Origin of the sequence: Segatella maculosa DSM 19339 = JCM 15638 (assembly GCF_000382385.1) — a bacterium.
Taxonomy (GTDB): domain Bacteria; phylum Bacteroidota; class Bacteroidia; order Bacteroidales; family Bacteroidaceae; genus Prevotella; species Prevotella maculosa.
The window spans coordinates 1-17,256 of record NZ_KB908339.1; the positions used below are offsets into that span (position 1 = coordinate 1).

16 protein-coding genes are annotated in these 17,256 nt (G+C 51.1%); 5 read left to right on the forward strand and 11 right to left on the reverse strand.

Annotated elements, in window-relative coordinates:
* From H164_RS14650 to H164_RS0112285, 3 genes are all read left to right on the forward strand, one after another.
* On the forward strand, window positions 1-246 hold a 246-nt coding region (locus H164_RS14650), incomplete at its 5' end, for a DUF3408 domain-containing protein (protein WP_019968894.1).
* Between the two features lie 12 nt (window positions 247-258).
* Entirely contained in the window at window positions 259-516 is a 258-nt protein-coding gene (locus H164_RS0112280; RefSeq protein ID WP_019968895.1) for a DUF3408 domain-containing protein, read from the forward strand.
* A complete protein-coding gene (locus H164_RS0112285) occupies window positions 513-1,202 on the forward strand; it encodes a hypothetical protein (RefSeq protein ID WP_019968896.1) in 690 nt (229 codons plus the stop codon). Before H164_RS0112280 ends, H164_RS0112285 begins: the two co-directional genes overlap by 4 nt.
* 128 nt (window positions 1,203-1,330) lie before the next feature.
* On the opposite strand, the gene H164_RS0112290 is transcribed toward H164_RS0112285, so the two are convergent.
* The 5 genes from H164_RS0112290 to H164_RS0112320 all read right to left on the reverse strand — a co-directional run bounded on the left by H164_RS0112290 (window position 1,331) and on the right by H164_RS0112320 (window position 5,523).
* Window positions 1,331-1,588 carry a hypothetical protein gene (locus H164_RS0112290; protein WP_019968897.1) on the reverse strand — a complete coding sequence of 86 codons (258 nt, stop codon included), beginning with the start codon at window positions 1,586-1,588 and terminating at the stop codon, window positions 1,331-1,333.
* 12 nt (window positions 1,589-1,600) lie between these two features.
* Window positions 1,601-1,816 carry a hypothetical protein gene (locus H164_RS0112295; RefSeq protein WP_019968898.1) on the reverse strand — a complete coding sequence of 72 codons (216 nt, stop codon included), beginning with the start codon at window positions 1,814-1,816 and terminating at the stop codon, window positions 1,601-1,603.
* A 1,554-nt stretch (window positions 1,817-3,370) separates the two neighbouring features.
* Window positions 3,371-3,787: a GtrA family protein gene (locus tag H164_RS0112310; protein ID WP_019968900.1), complete on the reverse strand. Its 417-nt coding sequence runs from the start codon at window positions 3,785-3,787 to the stop codon at window positions 3,371-3,373.
* A gap of 9 nt (window positions 3,788-3,796) precedes the next feature.
* Window positions 3,797-4,741: a glycosyltransferase family 2 protein gene (locus H164_RS0112315; RefSeq protein WP_008565894.1), complete on the reverse strand. Its 945-nt coding sequence runs from the start codon at window positions 4,739-4,741 to the stop codon at window positions 3,797-3,799.
* Entirely contained in the window at window positions 4,738-5,523 is a 786-nt protein-coding gene (locus H164_RS0112320) for a polysaccharide deacetylase family protein (protein WP_025830415.1), read from the reverse strand. The genes H164_RS0112315 and H164_RS0112320 overlap by 4 nt, the downstream gene beginning before the upstream one ends.
* Window positions 5,524-5,868: 345 nt before the next feature.
* On the opposite strand from H164_RS0112320, the gene H164_RS0112330 reads away from it, so the two are divergent.
* Both H164_RS0112330 and H164_RS0112335 read left to right on the forward strand, forming a co-directional pair.
* Window positions 5,869-6,648, forward strand: a complete 780-nt coding sequence (locus H164_RS0112330) for a glycosyltransferase family 2 protein (protein ID WP_019968903.1) — start codon at window positions 5,869-5,871, stop codon at window positions 6,646-6,648.
* 47 nt (window positions 6,649-6,695) lie between these two features.
* Entirely contained in the window at window positions 6,696-7,901 is a 1,206-nt protein-coding gene (locus tag H164_RS0112335; RefSeq protein ID WP_019968904.1) for a glycosyltransferase, read from the forward strand.
* Between the two features lie 210 nt (window positions 7,902-8,111).
* Here H164_RS0112335 and pncB read toward each other — a convergent pair whose 3' ends face one another.
* From pncB to H164_RS0112370, 6 genes are all read right to left on the reverse strand, one after another.
* A complete protein-coding gene (pncB, locus tag H164_RS0112340; protein WP_019968905.1) occupies window positions 8,112-9,308 on the reverse strand; it encodes a nicotinate phosphoribosyltransferase in 1,197 nt (398 codons plus the stop codon).
* A gap of 963 nt (window positions 9,309-10,271) precedes the next feature.
* A complete protein-coding gene (locus tag H164_RS0112350) occupies window positions 10,272-10,652 on the reverse strand; it encodes an HmuY family protein (RefSeq protein ID WP_019968907.1) in 381 nt (126 codons plus the stop codon).
* Window positions 10,649-12,073 carry a C1 family peptidase gene (locus H164_RS0112355; RefSeq protein ID WP_019968908.1) on the reverse strand — a complete coding sequence of 475 codons (1,425 nt, stop codon included), beginning with the start codon at window positions 12,071-12,073 and terminating at the stop codon, window positions 10,649-10,651. The genes H164_RS0112350 and H164_RS0112355 overlap by 4 nt, the downstream gene beginning before the upstream one ends.
* Window positions 12,070-14,244 (reverse strand): HEAT repeat domain-containing protein, encoded by a 2,175-nt coding sequence (locus tag H164_RS0112360; protein WP_026356363.1) that lies wholly within the window; start codon window positions 14,242-14,244, stop codon window positions 12,070-12,072. Before H164_RS0112360 ends, H164_RS0112355 begins: the two co-directional genes overlap by 4 nt.
* A 62-nt stretch (window positions 14,245-14,306) precedes the next feature.
* Window positions 14,307-15,899, reverse strand: coding sequence for a DUF6850 family outer membrane beta-barrel protein (locus tag H164_RS0112365; protein ID WP_036873203.1), 1,593 nt, complete (start codon window positions 15,897-15,899; stop codon window positions 14,307-14,309).
* Between the two features lie 144 nt (window positions 15,900-16,043).
* Window positions 16,044-17,231, reverse strand: a complete 1,188-nt coding sequence (locus tag H164_RS0112370; RefSeq protein WP_019968911.1) for a DUF4876 domain-containing protein — start codon at window positions 17,229-17,231, stop codon at window positions 16,044-16,046.
* Between the last annotated feature and the right edge of the window lie 25 nt (window positions 17,232-17,256).

Below are 17,256 nucleotides of genomic sequence, written 5' to 3' on the forward strand. Positions count from 1 at the left end.
CGGTCGAAAGACAGGGAGCAGGAATACCTTGCCGCCTTTCACAAGGAAGTGGACATCCCTGCCCGTATCGGTAAGACCGTGTACATCCGCAAGGAGTACCACGAACGGATACAGCGTATCCTGCGCATCATCGCCAAGGACGAGGTGTCTCTGTTCAGCTATATAGATAATGTACTGACCTACCACTTCGAGCATTTCGGCGAAGAAATCAAAAAGTTATATGAAAACAACAGTTCAATATTCTAAAAACAAAAGACAATGGAAAAGAAAGACAACCTCTCCCTTTACAGGGAAATATTCTTGAAGAAGACGCATTACACGGCAAGAGACGGCAAACAGGTGTACATTCCGGTCGTCTATCATGAGAAGATGCTCAAAATCGTACAGCTTATATGCAGCAACAGGATTAACATCTCTGATTTACTGTGCAACATGCTCGAAGAACATTTCAGAACACACGGCGAGGAGCTCAAAGCCCTCAATGAGGAAGCCCTGCTTAAGAACATGGAGCTATGACCACCTTTCTCATCATTGCCCTGCTGGCATACAACGCTTGGCTGGCCTATCACCTTTTGAGCCGGCTGTCCGCCGTCAAAGAGCAAACGGCTTCAGAGGAAGAAACCAAAAAGAAGCGCGAAGCGCAGGACGAGGCGGCCGATGTCGTGGGTAAGAGCCGTTTCAAAATGGAGGCCTCCGTACCCGCACAACAGGAAAGGACGACGCCACTCGCTGCCACTACGGCGCCACAAGCTGCCACGCAGGAAGAAACGGAGGCAGTAGACGTCGAAGACACTACCTTTGCCGACGAAACGGACGAGAAGCTTTCCCGACAAGTTCCCACCGACTGCCTCGACGAAACCTTCACCGACATCAGGATAAATGATGTTGCAGGCGGAAACGAAGACGCAGAAGACGATGAGCCCGACACACCTGCGGCAAGGGGAACGAGCTTCGAGGACATCGACAGGGCGGTGAAGTCCGTGAGGAAGCCCGAGGCGGACGAAGCAGAAAAGCTCCACGCCGGCAAGACTTTCAAGGACATCGCCGAGACGGAACTCTTTCAAAAGCTCACCGAGAGCTTCGCCGGCATCTCCGACAGGGTCAACGAGGTCATCGACCTCTATACCGCCCGTGCCGCAGAGGCAAAACCGCTCGTCCTTCCCGCGCGCATCGAAGACTTCGACATCCGCGATTTTATATAACCTGTTAACAAGAAACGACAATGAAAGAAAAAGACTACGGATAAGGCGCACCTGTTGCCACTATATCCACAAGAAAGTTAAGTAAGACAATTTCAATCCAACCCCGACGGGCGGCGCATGACCGTTTTTCATGCGCACCCGTCACCAAACAACGCTTTATGAACAACAAGCAAAAACCATTTCTCTCGCATTCTGTGTTGGGGACTGACCATTTCAAAGCAGAATGCGATAAACTCTTTTCTTGCTTCTCTGCGCAACTCCTTGTACAATGTTTTCAGTTGCGAATGATTGCCGTTGATGTAGGTTTCATACATATACTCGAAGATATTGTCCACTTCGTAGTATCGGCATTGCTGGCTGGGTGTCTTGCTGTGTCTTGTTTTCATCTTGATTTATGTTTATAGGGTGAATATCCAAAGAATAAGGGCGAGAATACTTACGAGGGTGAGCACGTAGAGGACTATTGCCCAAAGGGTGCGGAGAATGCCTGCGACGATTTCCGCAAGCAAACCGACAACCACACCGACTGCTCCAAAGACGATGCTTATAACGCTTGTGAGCAGCAGGCGGAGGGTTGCGCGCAAGGCTCGGTGAATGTTGATTGACTTTTCCATTTTTCTAAGGGTTTTAATATTTAATGCGGATCCAAGAGCTTGAGGGAGTTGAGTTTCACTGCTTATCTGTCTCTCGTTTATCCGACATTTTTTTTAATGCGTCTTCCTGTCGCATCGGTCGTTTTCGTTTCAGGTGCCTCACAAAGGTAGGGATGAGCGAATGCAAGGTTTTTGAGGGAAAATACTACCCGGAGCAAAACGCAGTGGAGCGCAGGCGTGGAGATTTTCTCCAAAACCGAAGGCTCCGACCTTGCAGCAGCGTAGCATCCCGGAATTACCTTTGCGCCTGAACGGGGACGACCAACGGATGCGATACGGTGAAGACCGCATCGAAATGGAGGTAAACGGAAAAGAGACAGATTCGGATGAAATCAAAAATCTGATTGCATGCCATACAATCAGATAAGTGGAGGTATGTGTTAATAAAGCGGGCGTGTAAAAGCCACCTATAGAAGACAAAGACGGAAAAGGAAAGGTACGAAGTCTGCCTTTCGGACTTGCTGCGATGGGCAGGCGTGTACTTTTCCTACGGCTTTGTCAGACAAGTCGGAGGTGTCGGAGGTAGACGGGTGAGGGATTTATCACCACCTGAATAGCTCCGACTTCTCCGACGACAAACAATGCGGCTTTTACTACCGCCTCCAAGAGAAGGAAAAACATCGAAAAAGAAAAATCTGAAAAATTGTCTTGCCGGAATCCATACCTTAGAAAGTATGGCCGATACACAGAAAAGTGGCAGGAAGCAGATTTGCCGAATTCCCTTTCGACAGACAGCTCCCTGCCTCTTTTCGTCGGTCATGCTAAAGGCAGGAATGGGTTATGCCTGATAGCGAAGTTTGCGAAGAGAGGGCATAACTTATTCCTGCCGAAGATGAGAAAGATTTCAGCAGGACAATTAAACCATCGATATGACAGCAGAAAATTCTGTCTAACAAGAAAAAATAAGTTTTTCTTTGGGCGTACAGCATATTTTATTTATCTTTGCATCAATAACAAGAGTTGTTTGAAACGACAGCAAATCAAGGAAGTCCGGGGAATTTGAGTAGTAACCAAATCGTAACCCTTTTCCTTTTTTCAATTTTATAAGTGCTTATAATCAATGAGTTATAAAGAATCGGCACTTTTTAATGAGAAAATGGGTGATTTCGCACGGTAAAATGAGTGAGATTACACGACAAAATGGCTGAAATTGGATTGTTGAATGGACGCAATAGGCATGTAGGGGTTTTGACTTTGAAGTTTGAACATTGAACTTTGACCTTTATGATTTGCTGAATGATAAAATGGATCGTTGACAAGAGGCATGTAGGGACGCACGGTTCGTGCGTCCGCGCAAGAGAATGAAACACAAATGCACGATTATTAGGACGGACGCACGAGCCGTGCGTCCCTACATGCCTCTTGCTTGCAAATCATCTTCATAATAAGACTAATCATAAAGGTCAAAGTTCAATGTTCAAACTTCAATGTCAAAATCCCTACATGCGTGTAAACAATCAACTTGTTTACCCGTTTACGCGTCAACTGCCAACCGAATTCTTTCTCATTGAACTTCTATCGGGCCACTTTCTGCCTGCGAACGAACACCAACCTGAGCAACACAAAGTTGATGGGAACGGCTATCAGCATCACGAGAACAGGCGAAAGCCACTTGCCCGCGCCCAACCAAAGGAAAAGGTTGAACAATCCTATCTCCAAAAGATAGTTCAGCAGGTGGCTACCGGCAAAGCCTGCGGCGTTGCCCTTCGTGGGTTTGCCTTTGAAAGTGAAGTAGGTGGTCAGTCCGTAATTGCAAACCAAGCCCACGACATAGCCGGCCGTATAGGCAAGGTTGGCCTCGGTGACGAGCAGACACAGGCAATAGATGCCGTAATGAATGGCCGAACAGATCGTTCCGGTGATGCCGAAACGGAACAATCGCCAGAAGTCTTTCTGCCAACGCAGCCAAAATCGTTTGATAAAAGCGGTCATTCGGGCTTGCTACTTCAATATCTCACTGATGTTATAAAGCGGGCGTTGCTTCACTTCCTCATAGATTTTGCCGATGTAAAGGCCCACGGCTCCGATCGAAACCATCAGCATTCCGCCGACAAGCCACACGCTGAGTATGAGTGAAGCCCAGCCAGCTACCTCCGTATGACTGATGAAAGCATGAATGACATAGGCCAGAATACCGAGGCTGATCAGCAGGAACACGAGGCCAAGATAAATCACATAGTAAATCGGTTTCACCGAGAACGACGTGATACCGTCAAGGGCCAAGCCAAGCATCTTGCGCAAAGTGTATTTTGAATGCCCTGCTTCGCGCTCGCTGATGGGGTCGTCTACGGTCGTTGAACGGAGGCCGATGAGTGGGATAAGACTGCGAAGATAGAGGTTACGTTCCTTATATCCCGACAGCATCTCCAAGGCCCGGCGACTCAACAGTCGGAAGTCGGCATGATTAAAGATGCTGTTCACGCCCATTTTCTCCTGCAGATGGTAGAACGCTTGCGCTGACATTCGCTTGAGCAACGGGTCGGCCTTGCGCGAAACCTTCACGCCGTAGACGATGTCATTGCCTGCCATGAAGTCGTCAACCATCTGCGGAATGCACGTCAGATAGTCGTCTTGCAGGTCGGCATCGAGCGTGATTACGGCGTCGGCCCAGTCTTTTGCCGTCATCATTCCGGCCATAATGGCGTTCTGGTGGCCCACGTTGTGTGCCAAGTTGATGCCCCGAATACGCGGATTTCGGGCATGTAGCCGGGTGATAATCTCCCATGTGCGGTCGCGACTGCCGTCGTTGACGAAGACAATCAGCGAGTCTTCCGCGATTTTCCCTTGGCGAATAAGGTCTTCAAAGAGTGCCGTGAGCCGGTCGGCCGACTGTTCCAACACCTCTTCTTCATTGTAGCAGGGAGAGACTGTGGCAAGTTTTATCATACGGATTTCTTCTGTCGGTTGACAAATTCCATGAATGTGACGAACGAACGCCCGTCGTTTTTCATGGCTTTGATAAAGCGGTCGAGTCGCTGTTCGAGTGCTTTCCCGCTGTGGTTCTTGATGATGAACGGCATTTTGAACTCGGAATGGTGCTTCAAATCATAGAATTCCCAAGGGTGAAAATAGGTGACGAAGTAGCCATCGTGGCGCAACACTTGGCGAACCAAGCTGCGATAGAGCCATTCGGGGAAGTTATGAAGGGCCAACCAAAAGAGAGGTATGCGCAAATGTGGGCTGACACTGGCCGGAATCTCCATGACGGGGCCACGCATGAACCATGTCCTTGGCGTCGTGAGGTGCATATATCGGCCGGGAATAAAGGCCGGATTCAGTGACGAATTGTAAAGGAATCCGGCCCGTTCGATGTCATTATCCGACACAGGGAACATGCGGGGCTGCCGGTATCCTGCCACTTTCACGCCCGAAACTCGCCCAATAATCTCCTTTGAACGAAACACATCGTCTGACTTCGGCCGCCAATGATCAACGCCGTGGCAGGCAATCTCGTGCCCTTCGGCCTTGATACGCGCCATGATTTCGGGTGCTTGTTCGGCAAAGTTTCCTGTACAAAAGAACGTAGCCCGCACGCCGTTGGCCTTCAATATATCGAGAATCCGAGTGGTTCCTTCAACAGAAACGCGCATTCCTTCTTCGAGTGAGAAGTCTACACCATGCTCGCGAGGCACGTCAAACTCCTCGGTGTCAAAACTCAACAATATCATATCATTCCCGTTTTTACTGTTCTTAAATGCCTGTTTTAATGCTTCAAAAGGCTTTTTCCATGCGCCTTGTTCTTCGGTCTCCATCGTTTTGGGCCCCAATTTAGGCCCCGATGCAATGTGATGTTGCCTTGTTCGTGCCCTATCGCCCAGTTGACAGCGCACCATTCGGCCGAATTTTCATCAATCACAAGGCAAAAGTAGTAATAAACTCCGATAAAACCATGACTTTGAACGGATTATTTTGCGGCATGAAAGAACCCACCCCGACCCTTATTTTGGGCCATGAAGTTTTTTTATCGGACCGAAACAAGAGCGGAAAAGAATATAATTCGTATATTTGCAAACATGAACGGAAATGAAAAAATCACGGTTGTCATCAACACCTACAATGCGGAGCGACACCTGAATGCCTGTCTTGAAGCGGTGAAAGACTTTGACGAGGTGCTCATCTGCGACATGGAGAGCACCGATCGCACGCTCGACATCGCGCATTCCCACGGTTGCAAGGTTGTCACCTTCCCCAAAGGCGAACACCGCATCGTTGAACCGGCCCGCCAATTTGCCATCGACAGGGCAGAAAATCCGTGGGTGTTGGTGGTCGATGCCGACGAGATTGTGCCCTGCGCCTTACGCCATTATCTCTATGAAGCTATTCAAAAGCCGACCGGTTTCGCCGCAATTGCCATTCCACGCAAGAACTATTTCATGGGAAGAATGATGCACAGCAGCTACCCCGACTATGTGCTTCGGTTCTTGAAACGCGAGCGTTGTCACTGGCCGCCCGTCATTCACGCCTCACCGGAGGTAAACGGGCGAGTCATCAAGATACCTTCTGCGAGGCAAGACCTTGCCTTTGAGCACCTTGCCAACGACACCGTGGCCGACATCATTGCGAAAAACAACACCTATTCTGACTATGAAGTGCCCCGCCGACGCAAGAAAAACCATGGCATTATGGCCTTGCTTTGCCGCCCGACCTTCCGTTTTTTTAAGTCCTACTTCCTGAAACGGGGTTGCTTGGACGGCCTCCCGGGACTGATACATGCCGTGCTCGACGCTGGTTATCAGTTCGCCATCGTGGCCAAACTCATCGAAGAGAGGCAGGAAAAACGGCACTCTTCATAAACCTTAACGGCTCTCCACGCCGCCTTAATCCCTATTGACCATTCATTATGCTGCACGAACAACCGACAACCGACAGGCAACCGCCGCTCCGTATCGTCTTTCTCATGTCGCGATTTCTCGACGGTGGGATTGATACCGTGCTGACTGAATACCTGAAACACCTTGCCCAAGACGACCGGTTTCAGCTCACCCTCGCTATTGCAACGGCCATGGGCCACCTCGAAGTCTATGCCCGGGAGGTGCCAAAGTGCGTGAATGTCGTTTATTTCTCGCAGTCAAAAGTCCTCACATACATTCCCCAAAGGCGTGCACTCAAGCAGGCTCCACCCCTTGCAAAGGCCTTTGACGAGCTCATTATCAATCCTATTCGCCGCTACAAAGCACGAAAAGCGATTGAAAAACTGGCTGCCACGACCGATATTTTCATCGATTTCGACTGCTGTGCTTATTCGTTTCTGCGCCCCATACACGTGAAAAAGATTGCCTTCTTCCACTTCAGTTTCGCGCAGTCTATGCAACAAAACGCGCGAAGAATGCAGCGGATAGGTCGTGAATTGGAGCATTACGACCGGGTCGTGACCATTTCCAAGGCCATGAAAGCAGAGGGGTGCCAGTTGTTTCCCCACCTGAAAGCGAAGCTGGATGTGATTTATAACGCGAAAGACCCGGTGCTTATCCAACGGAAAGCGGCCCAAATACCCACCGATGAACGCCTCGAACGACCTTTCATTTTGGCTGTCGAACGATTGGAAGAGTCGCAGAAAGACCTTACAACCTTGCTGCGGGCGTATGCCATATTGCGCGAGAAATTCGGGCGCGAGGAGTGGTTATACATCATCGGGAAGGGTAAATCGGAGGCCAAACTCCGCCAAACAGCCCACGAATTGGGCATCGATGACCGCACCGTCTTCCTCGGTTTCTGCGCCAATCCCTATCCGTGGCTGCAGCAAAGTAGGCTGCTTGTGCACAGTGCTAAGTTCGAAGGACTGCCAACGGTGCTCGTCGAGGGCCTCTTGCTCAACAAGTTAATGGTGGCAACCGACTGCCCTACGGGTCCAAGAGAAATCCTCGACGACGGCAAAGCGGGCCTGCTTGTACCCGTGGGCGATGCAGAAAGCCTTGCCAAAGCGGTCAATCGACTGTTGAGCGACGCCCATCTGCAAGCGGAAATCCTTGAAGGTGTGCACCGTCGGGCAGCCGATTTCACTTTTCAAACGGTTGACCATCAACTCAAAAAGCTGTTGGGAAGGTGATGGAGAAAGCCTCCCCCGGCCCCTTCTGATACCCACCCCGGCCCTCCCAAAGGGAGGGAGCGCGAGCAGAGAAAGCCTCCCCCGGCCCCTCCAAAGGAGGGGAGAGCGAGCTAACAGCATTCTCATAGATACAGGTTCTCCCCTTACAAGTTCGCTCTCCCTCCCTTTGGGAGGGCCGGGGTGGGTGTTAGGAGAGTCGGGGGAGGCTCCCTATATATGCAAAGCCTCCTTGAATCGCTTGATAACTTCGGGCTTCCCGGTGTGCTTTCCGGGGTCTTCCGACAGCTTACATGTGTCGTTATAGTAGGGCCAACGCTCGGTTATCTTCGCCCCAACGAGCTTGATGACGATGTTCATCGGCTCAATTCCCTCGAAATCATTGGTGAAATGGGTGCCGATACCGAATGAAGGCAAGCAGAGATTACGGGCATATTGCTGGATTTCGATGGCGCGGTCGGTGTCCAAAGCATTGGAGAACACCACCTGTTTCGACCGGGAATCAATGCCGAACGAACGGTATTTTGCAACGATTTTCTGCAACTGTTCGTAGTCGTTTCCTGAGTCTATGCGCAGTCCTTTGAACAGGTTTGCGAAGTCTTCCGAGAAGTTCAGCGCGAAGATATCCCAGCCGAAGGAATCGTAAAGATAGGTCCCAAGGGCACCACGGAAGGTATTTCGCCATGCGTTCATGGCCAGATGGTTGGCCATTTGCGGCCCGAACATGCCACCGATGGCGCAGATAAACTCATGCGCCATGGTGCCCACGGGCTGCAAATCGTGCAACATGGCGATGTAGACATTGCTGGTTCCGACGAATTTCCCTGTCCAATCGTGGCTCAACGCACTGTCTTTCAAGGCTCTGACAGCCGTATTTTCGGCTTCGAAAGAGGCGCGGCGACGTGTTCCGAAGTCTGAAAATACGCAGCCGGCAGCCAACAATCGGTCGGCCTTTTCACGTGTTTTCTGATACAACCGCTCATAATTCAACAGCTCCGTTTGGCCTGTCATCATGTAGAAAAGCTCGGAAATCATGGCCAACACCTTTACTTCCAAGAGGATTGTGTCCGACCAACTGCCCTCGAACTCCACGTGCAAGCGACCTTCTTCCTGCCATACTTTCACCCATTCGCGCGAAAACCGATAGCCACGAAGGTATTGAAAGAACCAATGGGGCATGAACGTACAGCGCCGTTTCATGAAGTCTATCTCCTCATCTGTGATGACCACGCCCTCCAAGGCCTCGATTTGGCGGCGCAGTTCGTCGGCAAAGCCATCGGGATAGACCGTGTCGTTGCGGTCGACAAACTGATAACGCACCTGTGCACGGGGATAATTGTCGATGACGGCACAGCACATGGAGAACTTATAAAGGTCGTCGTCGGTGAAATGGTTGATGATTTGTCTCATTGTTTCTACTCCTCTTTTGCCTGCAAATATACGATATTTACCCGAAGTTCGGGAAAAGTTCCTCTAAAAATAACTCCAATTGCCTGCTATTTTCAATGTGCACGGGCAGTGTCTCATGGCCGAACTGATGCGTAAATGGCTGATAGGACGCGCGATTCGAACGCATGTAGGGACCTTGACTTTTAACATTGAATTTTTAACTTTGAACTTTATGATTAGTTCTATTAAAAAATGCTTTGCATGCAAGAGGCATGTAGGGACGCACGGCTCGTGCGTCCGCCCTAATAATCGTGCATTTGTATTTCAATCTCCTTGAGCGGACGCACGAGCCGTGCGTCCCTACATGCCTCAAAGTATGCAACTCGTTCACTCGTCCATGTGTTTACTTGTCAACCGTGCTGGGCGGACGCACGGGCCGTGCGTCCCTACATGCCTATCGCAGCCATTCTGTAATTCAATCTCAGCCATTTTACGCGGTAATTTCGGTCTTTTTGCATGGTAATATCAGTCATTTCGCGATGCTGTCTCAGTCATATTGGTTCGCTTGCGCTGTCTTGCCTCCCCCAACCAACGTTGCATGCGACACAAGGGACATGTTTTTCGGTCTCGTCTGCATGCAAAGATACAAAATTCTGCAAGCGATTGCAAGACTTTCGCAGATTTTTTTTTATGCCCCATACCAGCCCGCACTGTTTTTTAAGCACAAAAGCGGAAACGACGGCGGCGGCGAAAATAAAAATCAACTTGAGGAGAAACGGCGACGACGGCGACGCTTTCTACTTCTTTTTCTTCGTCTTTCTTTTCTCTTGATCATTTCTCTTAGGGAGCATAACCGTCTGATTATCAACCTTCCCATTTGTAAATAAATGTAAAACGCCGGTTGTTTAACATTAATTTACGCAACATTTGAGCAAAAAATCAGACAAAAAAACGGTCGAAAAAACTGTGTTTTGGGAGTCCGTTTCATTGAAAATCATCGACCGTATATCCGCTTCGGGGTGCCTCTTCAACCGAAGGAAACGCACGATCGAGGACTTGCAGGCCCCCTTCGCCCACGCCCGAACTGCCGCTGTTGGTCCTCAACAAGTCGCCACACACGGCAATATCCCAATCGGTGCGCTGTTTCCAACGGGCATCTTCGTTGCCATCGCCGAACAGGCTCGTGCCCACAATCTTCCCTTGTTCCAAGGAATAATAAGTCCAATGGGCGTCATCGACCGGCAGCGCCAGTTCCCCTTGCTTGCCCACAGGCGAGTCTGCAGGCGACACATCATGGTTTTCACCACACGAAGCGAGCAAGAGCGTTGCTACGAGAAGCATGAAAAAGAAGCTTTTTTTCATCATTTCAGAAGGGTATAAGTGAGTCGTGGACGGTCGGGCGAGCCCGTGAAGCGCAGCTTGGCATAGTGTCCGGAAGCCGTGCACAGCAGGAATGTGCGCGTGTCGAGGGTGCCTTGTGGCATAACAGGACTGTGGCGGTTGGCCGAGAAGTGTCCGGCATGGCGCAACTGCACGCCGAACAGATTGCTTCCGAGCGCCAACGGCGTGCCCGAAACGTTGCGGCAGACATACTCTTTCGGGGCATTGGCATCGCGATAGTCGAAAACAGAAAGATATTCAAGCGTTCCTTCCCCGTATTTCCGACCTTGTTGCGAACGGATAACGTTCAGAAAACACTTGCCAAACCGGTGCGCAGGCGAAGGAAGCAAGCCCGAAACATCGAGTGCAAGCTCCATGTTTCCGCCCTTATCCGACGTATAACTGCCCTGCATGCTGTAGTCTCCGCCCTGATTATCAAAGATAACACTGTTGTAACGTTGCAGCATAGAGGTGGCAAAAGGATTGTCAGAGGCCCCGTAGGTCAGCGCAAGATCGTTGCGCGAAGTGTAGTTCAGCCGCACTTTATACACGAGGGAAGGGGCATGGATACAAGCCTCGCACCCCAACATCGTGCTGCCCAACACCTGTTCTGAGGCCGATGAGCGGTGCGTAAAGAAGCGATAAGGCAGGTAGAAGCGGCCATTGTCGCCCCAAAATGTGCCCCATGAGTTCACAACGATGAACGCCCCATGATGCAATGTGCCCTCGGCGTCGGTGTATTCCACGCGGTCGTCATAGCCAACAATGGTCATGGCGTGTGCCCCGGTCGTGGCAAGCGATTTGAGCAGGCTATGATATCCCGTCATGCTCGGCCCTTGATAGTTGTTGTCGATGAGCCATCCGATGCTTCGGGTAGAGAAGGTGAGCACACCTCCCGAGCCGATTCCGTCGCCTTTGTCATAGAGATAACGCTTTATCGCTTCAATCTCGGCATCGGTGGTACAAGGCAACGAGCGGATTTGGCGCACGCGATAGCGCATGGCACGCAGGTATTTGTCGAAGCCCGAAGCCCATTTGAACTGCGTGGCCGAGGCATATCCGTAGTCGGCATTCGTCATCACACCGTAGTTCTTGGCGATGGTCAGCCCTTCATCAACGAAGCCTCCGGCATCTTCTCCGCCGTTGACGAAGTTCCATGTAAAGAGATAGGCAAACGTGTTGGCCTCACTTGCGGCAGCATTGCGCCTCAACAGGCGGTTGACCTCATAGGTGAACATGTAGCCAATGCCTGAGGCTTGCGCGCAGGAGCCCCCTTTCTGGTCGATGATGGGCGGGAAAGCGGCTGCCTTGGAGTTGTCTACAGCCAAGGGAAGCGGGGCAAACGAGGGCGCGGCCGCCCCCATTTTCAATACCCACAGCAGCAGAAAGAGCAGCGTGCCTCTCATTTCAAACGGTTGTAGGTCTTCAAGGCTTCTTTGCGAACGGACTCTGCATAGCGGCTGTCCTCACTGCAAGCCTTGGCAAAAGCTGCAATGCGAGGAGCCATATAGGAGTAGCGTCGCCAGCCCAAAGTCTCGAAGAGGGCTACTTGAATATCGGGATTGTCGCACTTCTCAAGGTATTCCAACAGTTGAGGAACATAGTAGGGCGGACAATAGTTGCGTGAGGTTCGGATGCTCATCAGGCGACGTTTGATCGGAGTATCGCTGCCAATAATGTTCTCCATGTACTCCGTCCATTTGCCGGCATTGCTATTTATCGCCTTTTCTATATCCTTTCTCACTTGGCTTTTCTGCACATAGCGCACCTCGGGTCGGTCGAATTGGCGGACAAATTCAGCCATCAGCGGTTCTTTCCGGAACATGGTCATGGCGTTCATCAGGCTGAAATTGCAACGTTCCGAGGTATTGTTTGAGATCGATTTGCCTATCAAGGCCGGCACAAGGCGTTCATCTCCGCTCTTTCCGATGTAATTGATGGCAAAGCGTTGCACGAGTTCATAGCTGTCATCGACGCCGAGTTTCATCGCTTCGATGAAGTTGTCATCGCGTGCTTCGGCCAATAACACCAAAGCCTGCAAGCGCACCAAGGCCGATTTCGACGTGCGGAAGATGCGCAACAGCTGTGCCGAAGAGAGCCTGCCTTGCTGCCATAGCTTCTCCATGGCCATCGAGCGAAGGTCGGACAGGGTGTTTTCGCCGATATATTTCTGCCATCTCACGGGGTCGTTCGAAGCCAACAGGTCGTTCACCTCTTCCATTTTCACGGCCGGAGTGAAGGCAAACGTGGGGTCGCCGATGCAATGTGACTCCAGATAACCGCTGAAACGGGCCACGTTGCCCACATACATTCCGAGACCGAGCAGGCCCACATAGCGGTCGGCCCACTTGTCCTGAAGAACGTTTACGGTGTTGGCAATGCAGGCAATCGTGTGACCTTGTCCGAAGATATACTCATCGGCAATGCAGTCATCGAGATGAAACGAACCGTTGAAACAGGCATCTAACACCACAACACGGCAGTCGGGAGCATACGAATAGGTGGAGAAATCCGCAAGCACAAGGTCTTTGTTGACCGCAGAAAGCGAGTCCTTGCGAATGACTGCCGGCTCGAAAGCATCTGAAAGCCACGTGTCCGGAATGTCAAAACGCTTGCACAGCACCTGCGTCACACTGTCCTTGTCCTGCCCTTTCTGCACACGTGTGCGCAGATAGTTGCGACAATATTCCCTTATCATGGCCTTGGCTTCCTCTGAAGAGGCTATCTGTGGTGCGCCATTCAGGTATTGTGTGTCGGGAGCACCGTGGTGATGGAGCATCGCAAAGTCGAGTTCCGGCCGCTGGAGTTCGTTCATCAAGAGGAACTTCACGTTGTCTTGTTGACTATGATCAATGTAGCTGATGCCATCTTTTTGTGTCTTCAGCCATGGAAAATGCTCATACCAGCCCAATTTTTCATCCATACGGGCCTCCATGGAAGCCGAAATATAGCCGTGTCCACTGAAATACATCATCTGGTCGAGCCTGTTGTGGCGTTGCTTCTCGGCTGTAGCCTTGCGCAGATAACGGCGCAACTGCTCGTAACGGAGCGCACCCTTGGCCGTAGGACGAATGCGACCGGTGAACAGTTCGGGCTGAACTACCTGTGCAGACGAGGCAGAAAGCGAGTAATAGAAATAGGGACTGTCATCGTCTTTTCCGATATATTCGAACCGAAGGTCAAAGTCATCGTAGTATCTATCCGATGGAACAGACGATTCTTTCCGGTCATGTTGCTGGTCCATCTTAAAGGCACTCGTGAGGTGTTGCGCGTCACGTATCATGGCAACCGGTATATCTCCCATGAGCACGGCACCGATAATACCGTCTTTTTGGCGGTAGAGGCGGTACAGTTCCTTTCGGATAGAGTCGGGAACGCCCCACTTGTCGATGACGATATGCACCTTCAGGCCCTGCAAGGTCTCTATGGCATGCGCATATTCATTTATCTCTGTCTTGGCCTCGGCATGACTCTTGGGGTCTACAACGATGGCAAATCCATGCTTTGCCGGGGCTGCCTGCATCGTTCCCGCAACCGAGAGCCACGCGAGCAGCAGGCCGATTAAACTCTTTTTCATCTTATTTCTTGGTTTCATATTGTTCATTAAAGATTTCATTGCTCATGCTATCGTTTGCCAACCTACAGCGTGAGGCTTACACCTGCATCTATCATGCTGCGCGACGTGTTCTTATACCACGCGGAATAGCGGTTGTTGCCCATATAAAACGTGTTCAGGGCCTGCGCATACAGCGTGACCCACGTCGGTGTGCCATACATGCTGACGGGAATATCAATGGCAAGGCGTGCCTTAAAACCGGTCTGTGAGGCTGTGGCATATTCAAACATGGGCTTGGAATAGCTGTCCACGAGTTTATCGCGCACCGAGTTATAGGTGGGATCGCCCAATCCTGTGGCATAACATACGCCCAACGTGGCCGCAATCCTGCTGTTGTTCCATTTCCATCGCTTTGTGAAATCGGCCTCCGCATGCAGCATACTGTACTTCTGCTTATAGCTTTCGGCCTCGTAATGCGTGGTTTCCTGCGTGGAAACTCCGCTTTTAAAAATGGCTGTCCACGCGGAACAGTCTGTTCCCTTGCGTTCATCTAACCGATATTCCAAGCCGGCCTGCGTATAAACGGAGCGGTGCACCTTCGATTTGTTCAGCACTTCATAGTAGGTTCTATTAGCATGTTCCGTGTCTACCCGCTTCACCTGATCATACCAGAAGCCGTTATCGGTAGCCAAGGCGGCACGCAAAATGAACTGATGCCAAAGGCTTGTGCCCGTGCGGAACGTCAACCGATCGTAGAAATCGAGATGCGTGGCGTCATAATCACCGCCTTTATAGGTATAGGACGCACCTCCATCTTCGGCCATTTCACGGTTCTCTGCCATGCGCACTTCGAGCATATTGCCGAAAGCGTCACCTTTTGTGTAGTGCCATTGCAGCGAACCGGCAAAGCGAGTTCCGCGATAATTCCGCGTATAATTTGCATTACCGCCCGAGGTAAACTGCACATAATCTCCCATTCCCCGCATCAGGAAATACACATTGTTCACCAAATTGTTCATCACGGTGTGTGAGATGTCCGACCGATAGACGTCAATGTGCCCGGCAACCCCTATGCGGTTGTGCCCGTTCAGCTGTCGGATAACGCCCGGAACGACCTCGAAATGCATGGCATTGGTCTTCGGTCGAGGGTCTGTTTGGTCGGAAAGCGCAACCGTCGTGAACCGGAATTTCAACGCAGCCACAAGCTTTTCCGACAACTGAAGGGCTGCTGCAGCATGCATACCAAACTGTTCGCGGTTCACATCGCTTGCCACAGAGTCGGCCAAGACGAACGGATTGCGGTCGGAGAGCAGCGCGGTATTGTTCCAACGGTGGTCATAACCCTTCGCATTCAGGTAGACGATGTTGCCCGAAAGGCTTAACCTGCCGATACGCTTCAACCCGAAGATATCCACCGAGAGGGCGTTGTCGCGCCGAGATTCATCTATGGCATGGAAGCCACCGCGCAAGAATTGGGTGTTCACCGTGGCGCGGGTGAGCGTGTGAATGGTGTTGAACGACAGCGCAGCCGGGTTCGATGTACCCGCAAAAGCATTGTCAAGGAAGTTGATTTCCTTGGCATCGGGGCGGTCGGCAAGCGATGTTCCGCCTGCTGGTTGGGCATGGACGGCACACGTCATCGCACAGAATAAGGCAAAGCATACGGGTTTTCTCATGATGCGTCAGTGATTGAGAAGTTGAAACATCCCCCTCTCGTTTCATTCAGAGGGGGATCTCATTGCGCTGAGAGGGGGATCTCACGCACGTGAGACCCGGGTCTCAGCGACGTGAGAGGGGGATGTGCCGGTTCAGACACATTGTTATTTGTCTACGGCCGTCGGCGTAACGCCCGGTGTAAGGGGCTGATTGTTCAAGAAATCATTGGCCGAGTTGTTCGTGTCTTGGTAATATGGGCGGCCGTTTACAATCTTCGTGACCTTGCGGCGCACGCATTTTCCCTCCCAAGCCTTGCTGGCCAGCACGCCTTGTGCATCGTCTTTCGGCAGGAATGTGCCATAATGTTCGGTGCTTTTTTCATTCCAAATATCAACGGCATCAAGCACATATTTGCTCGGAATCATCAGATACTCCATCTTTGCGCCCGGGTTACCCGGTTCGGTCATCACGTTCTTCTTGTCTGCGGCATAAGCTTCAGGTGTCATTCCCTTAGGAAGGCGTGCCAAGAGATAAGCGCGACCCATGACACCCAGCCCGAAAGCTTTCATATAAGGATTGTTCTTGAAGATGACGTTCAGATTCTCTGCCGGGTAATCGACCTCTCCATTTGCATAAGAAAGATAGACCTCCCAATCGGCTTTCGACAAATCGGGGCAGTTTTCGGACTTGGCAAGAGGCTTATGATCGGTGGCATCATTCGCAATCACAATGCTTTGGCCCGGCTTCAAGGGATAATCATGGCCCGATCCGGGGAAAGCCAGCACCTGACCTTGGCCACTTGCGTAGAGATCTTCATAGCCATTGGCCTGCCAAGCGTTCTTTCCTTTCTGTTGACCGTACGGGGCAGAGAGAATCAATCCGTCGAGATATTGCACCTCATCGCTATTATTTACGATTTCAAAATAGCTGTCTTTCATGTAATACATCTTCCCACCAGTAGTGAAGATAGACTTGAACACGAGCGGTGAACGCACGATTTTGTTGAGCGAAATGTTCACCGTAGCGGCCCCGAACAGGCTGGCATTGGCAGCACCCTGCGCGTAGGCAGCGGCCTCATCCTTCACTTTTCCGGTCACGATGAAGTTATATTGCCCCTGAACGAAGGTGATGGTGGTGTCGGCTTTCACGTCAATGGTGTCGCGAAGGCCCTTGTCGTTGGTCACGATGAGCTTCATGTCGGAGAGGTTGCTCCACGACATACCGTCGTTCATCATGAACTTCACGGTCATCGGATAGTTCTTTACAGTTTCTTTATCGTCGCTGCTGCACGATGAGAACAAGGCTGCGCTTCCCAAAAGGAGGGCTGCCAGGAGTTTACTTGTTGTTTTCATTTTATTTGTGTTTGGTTTGTTATGT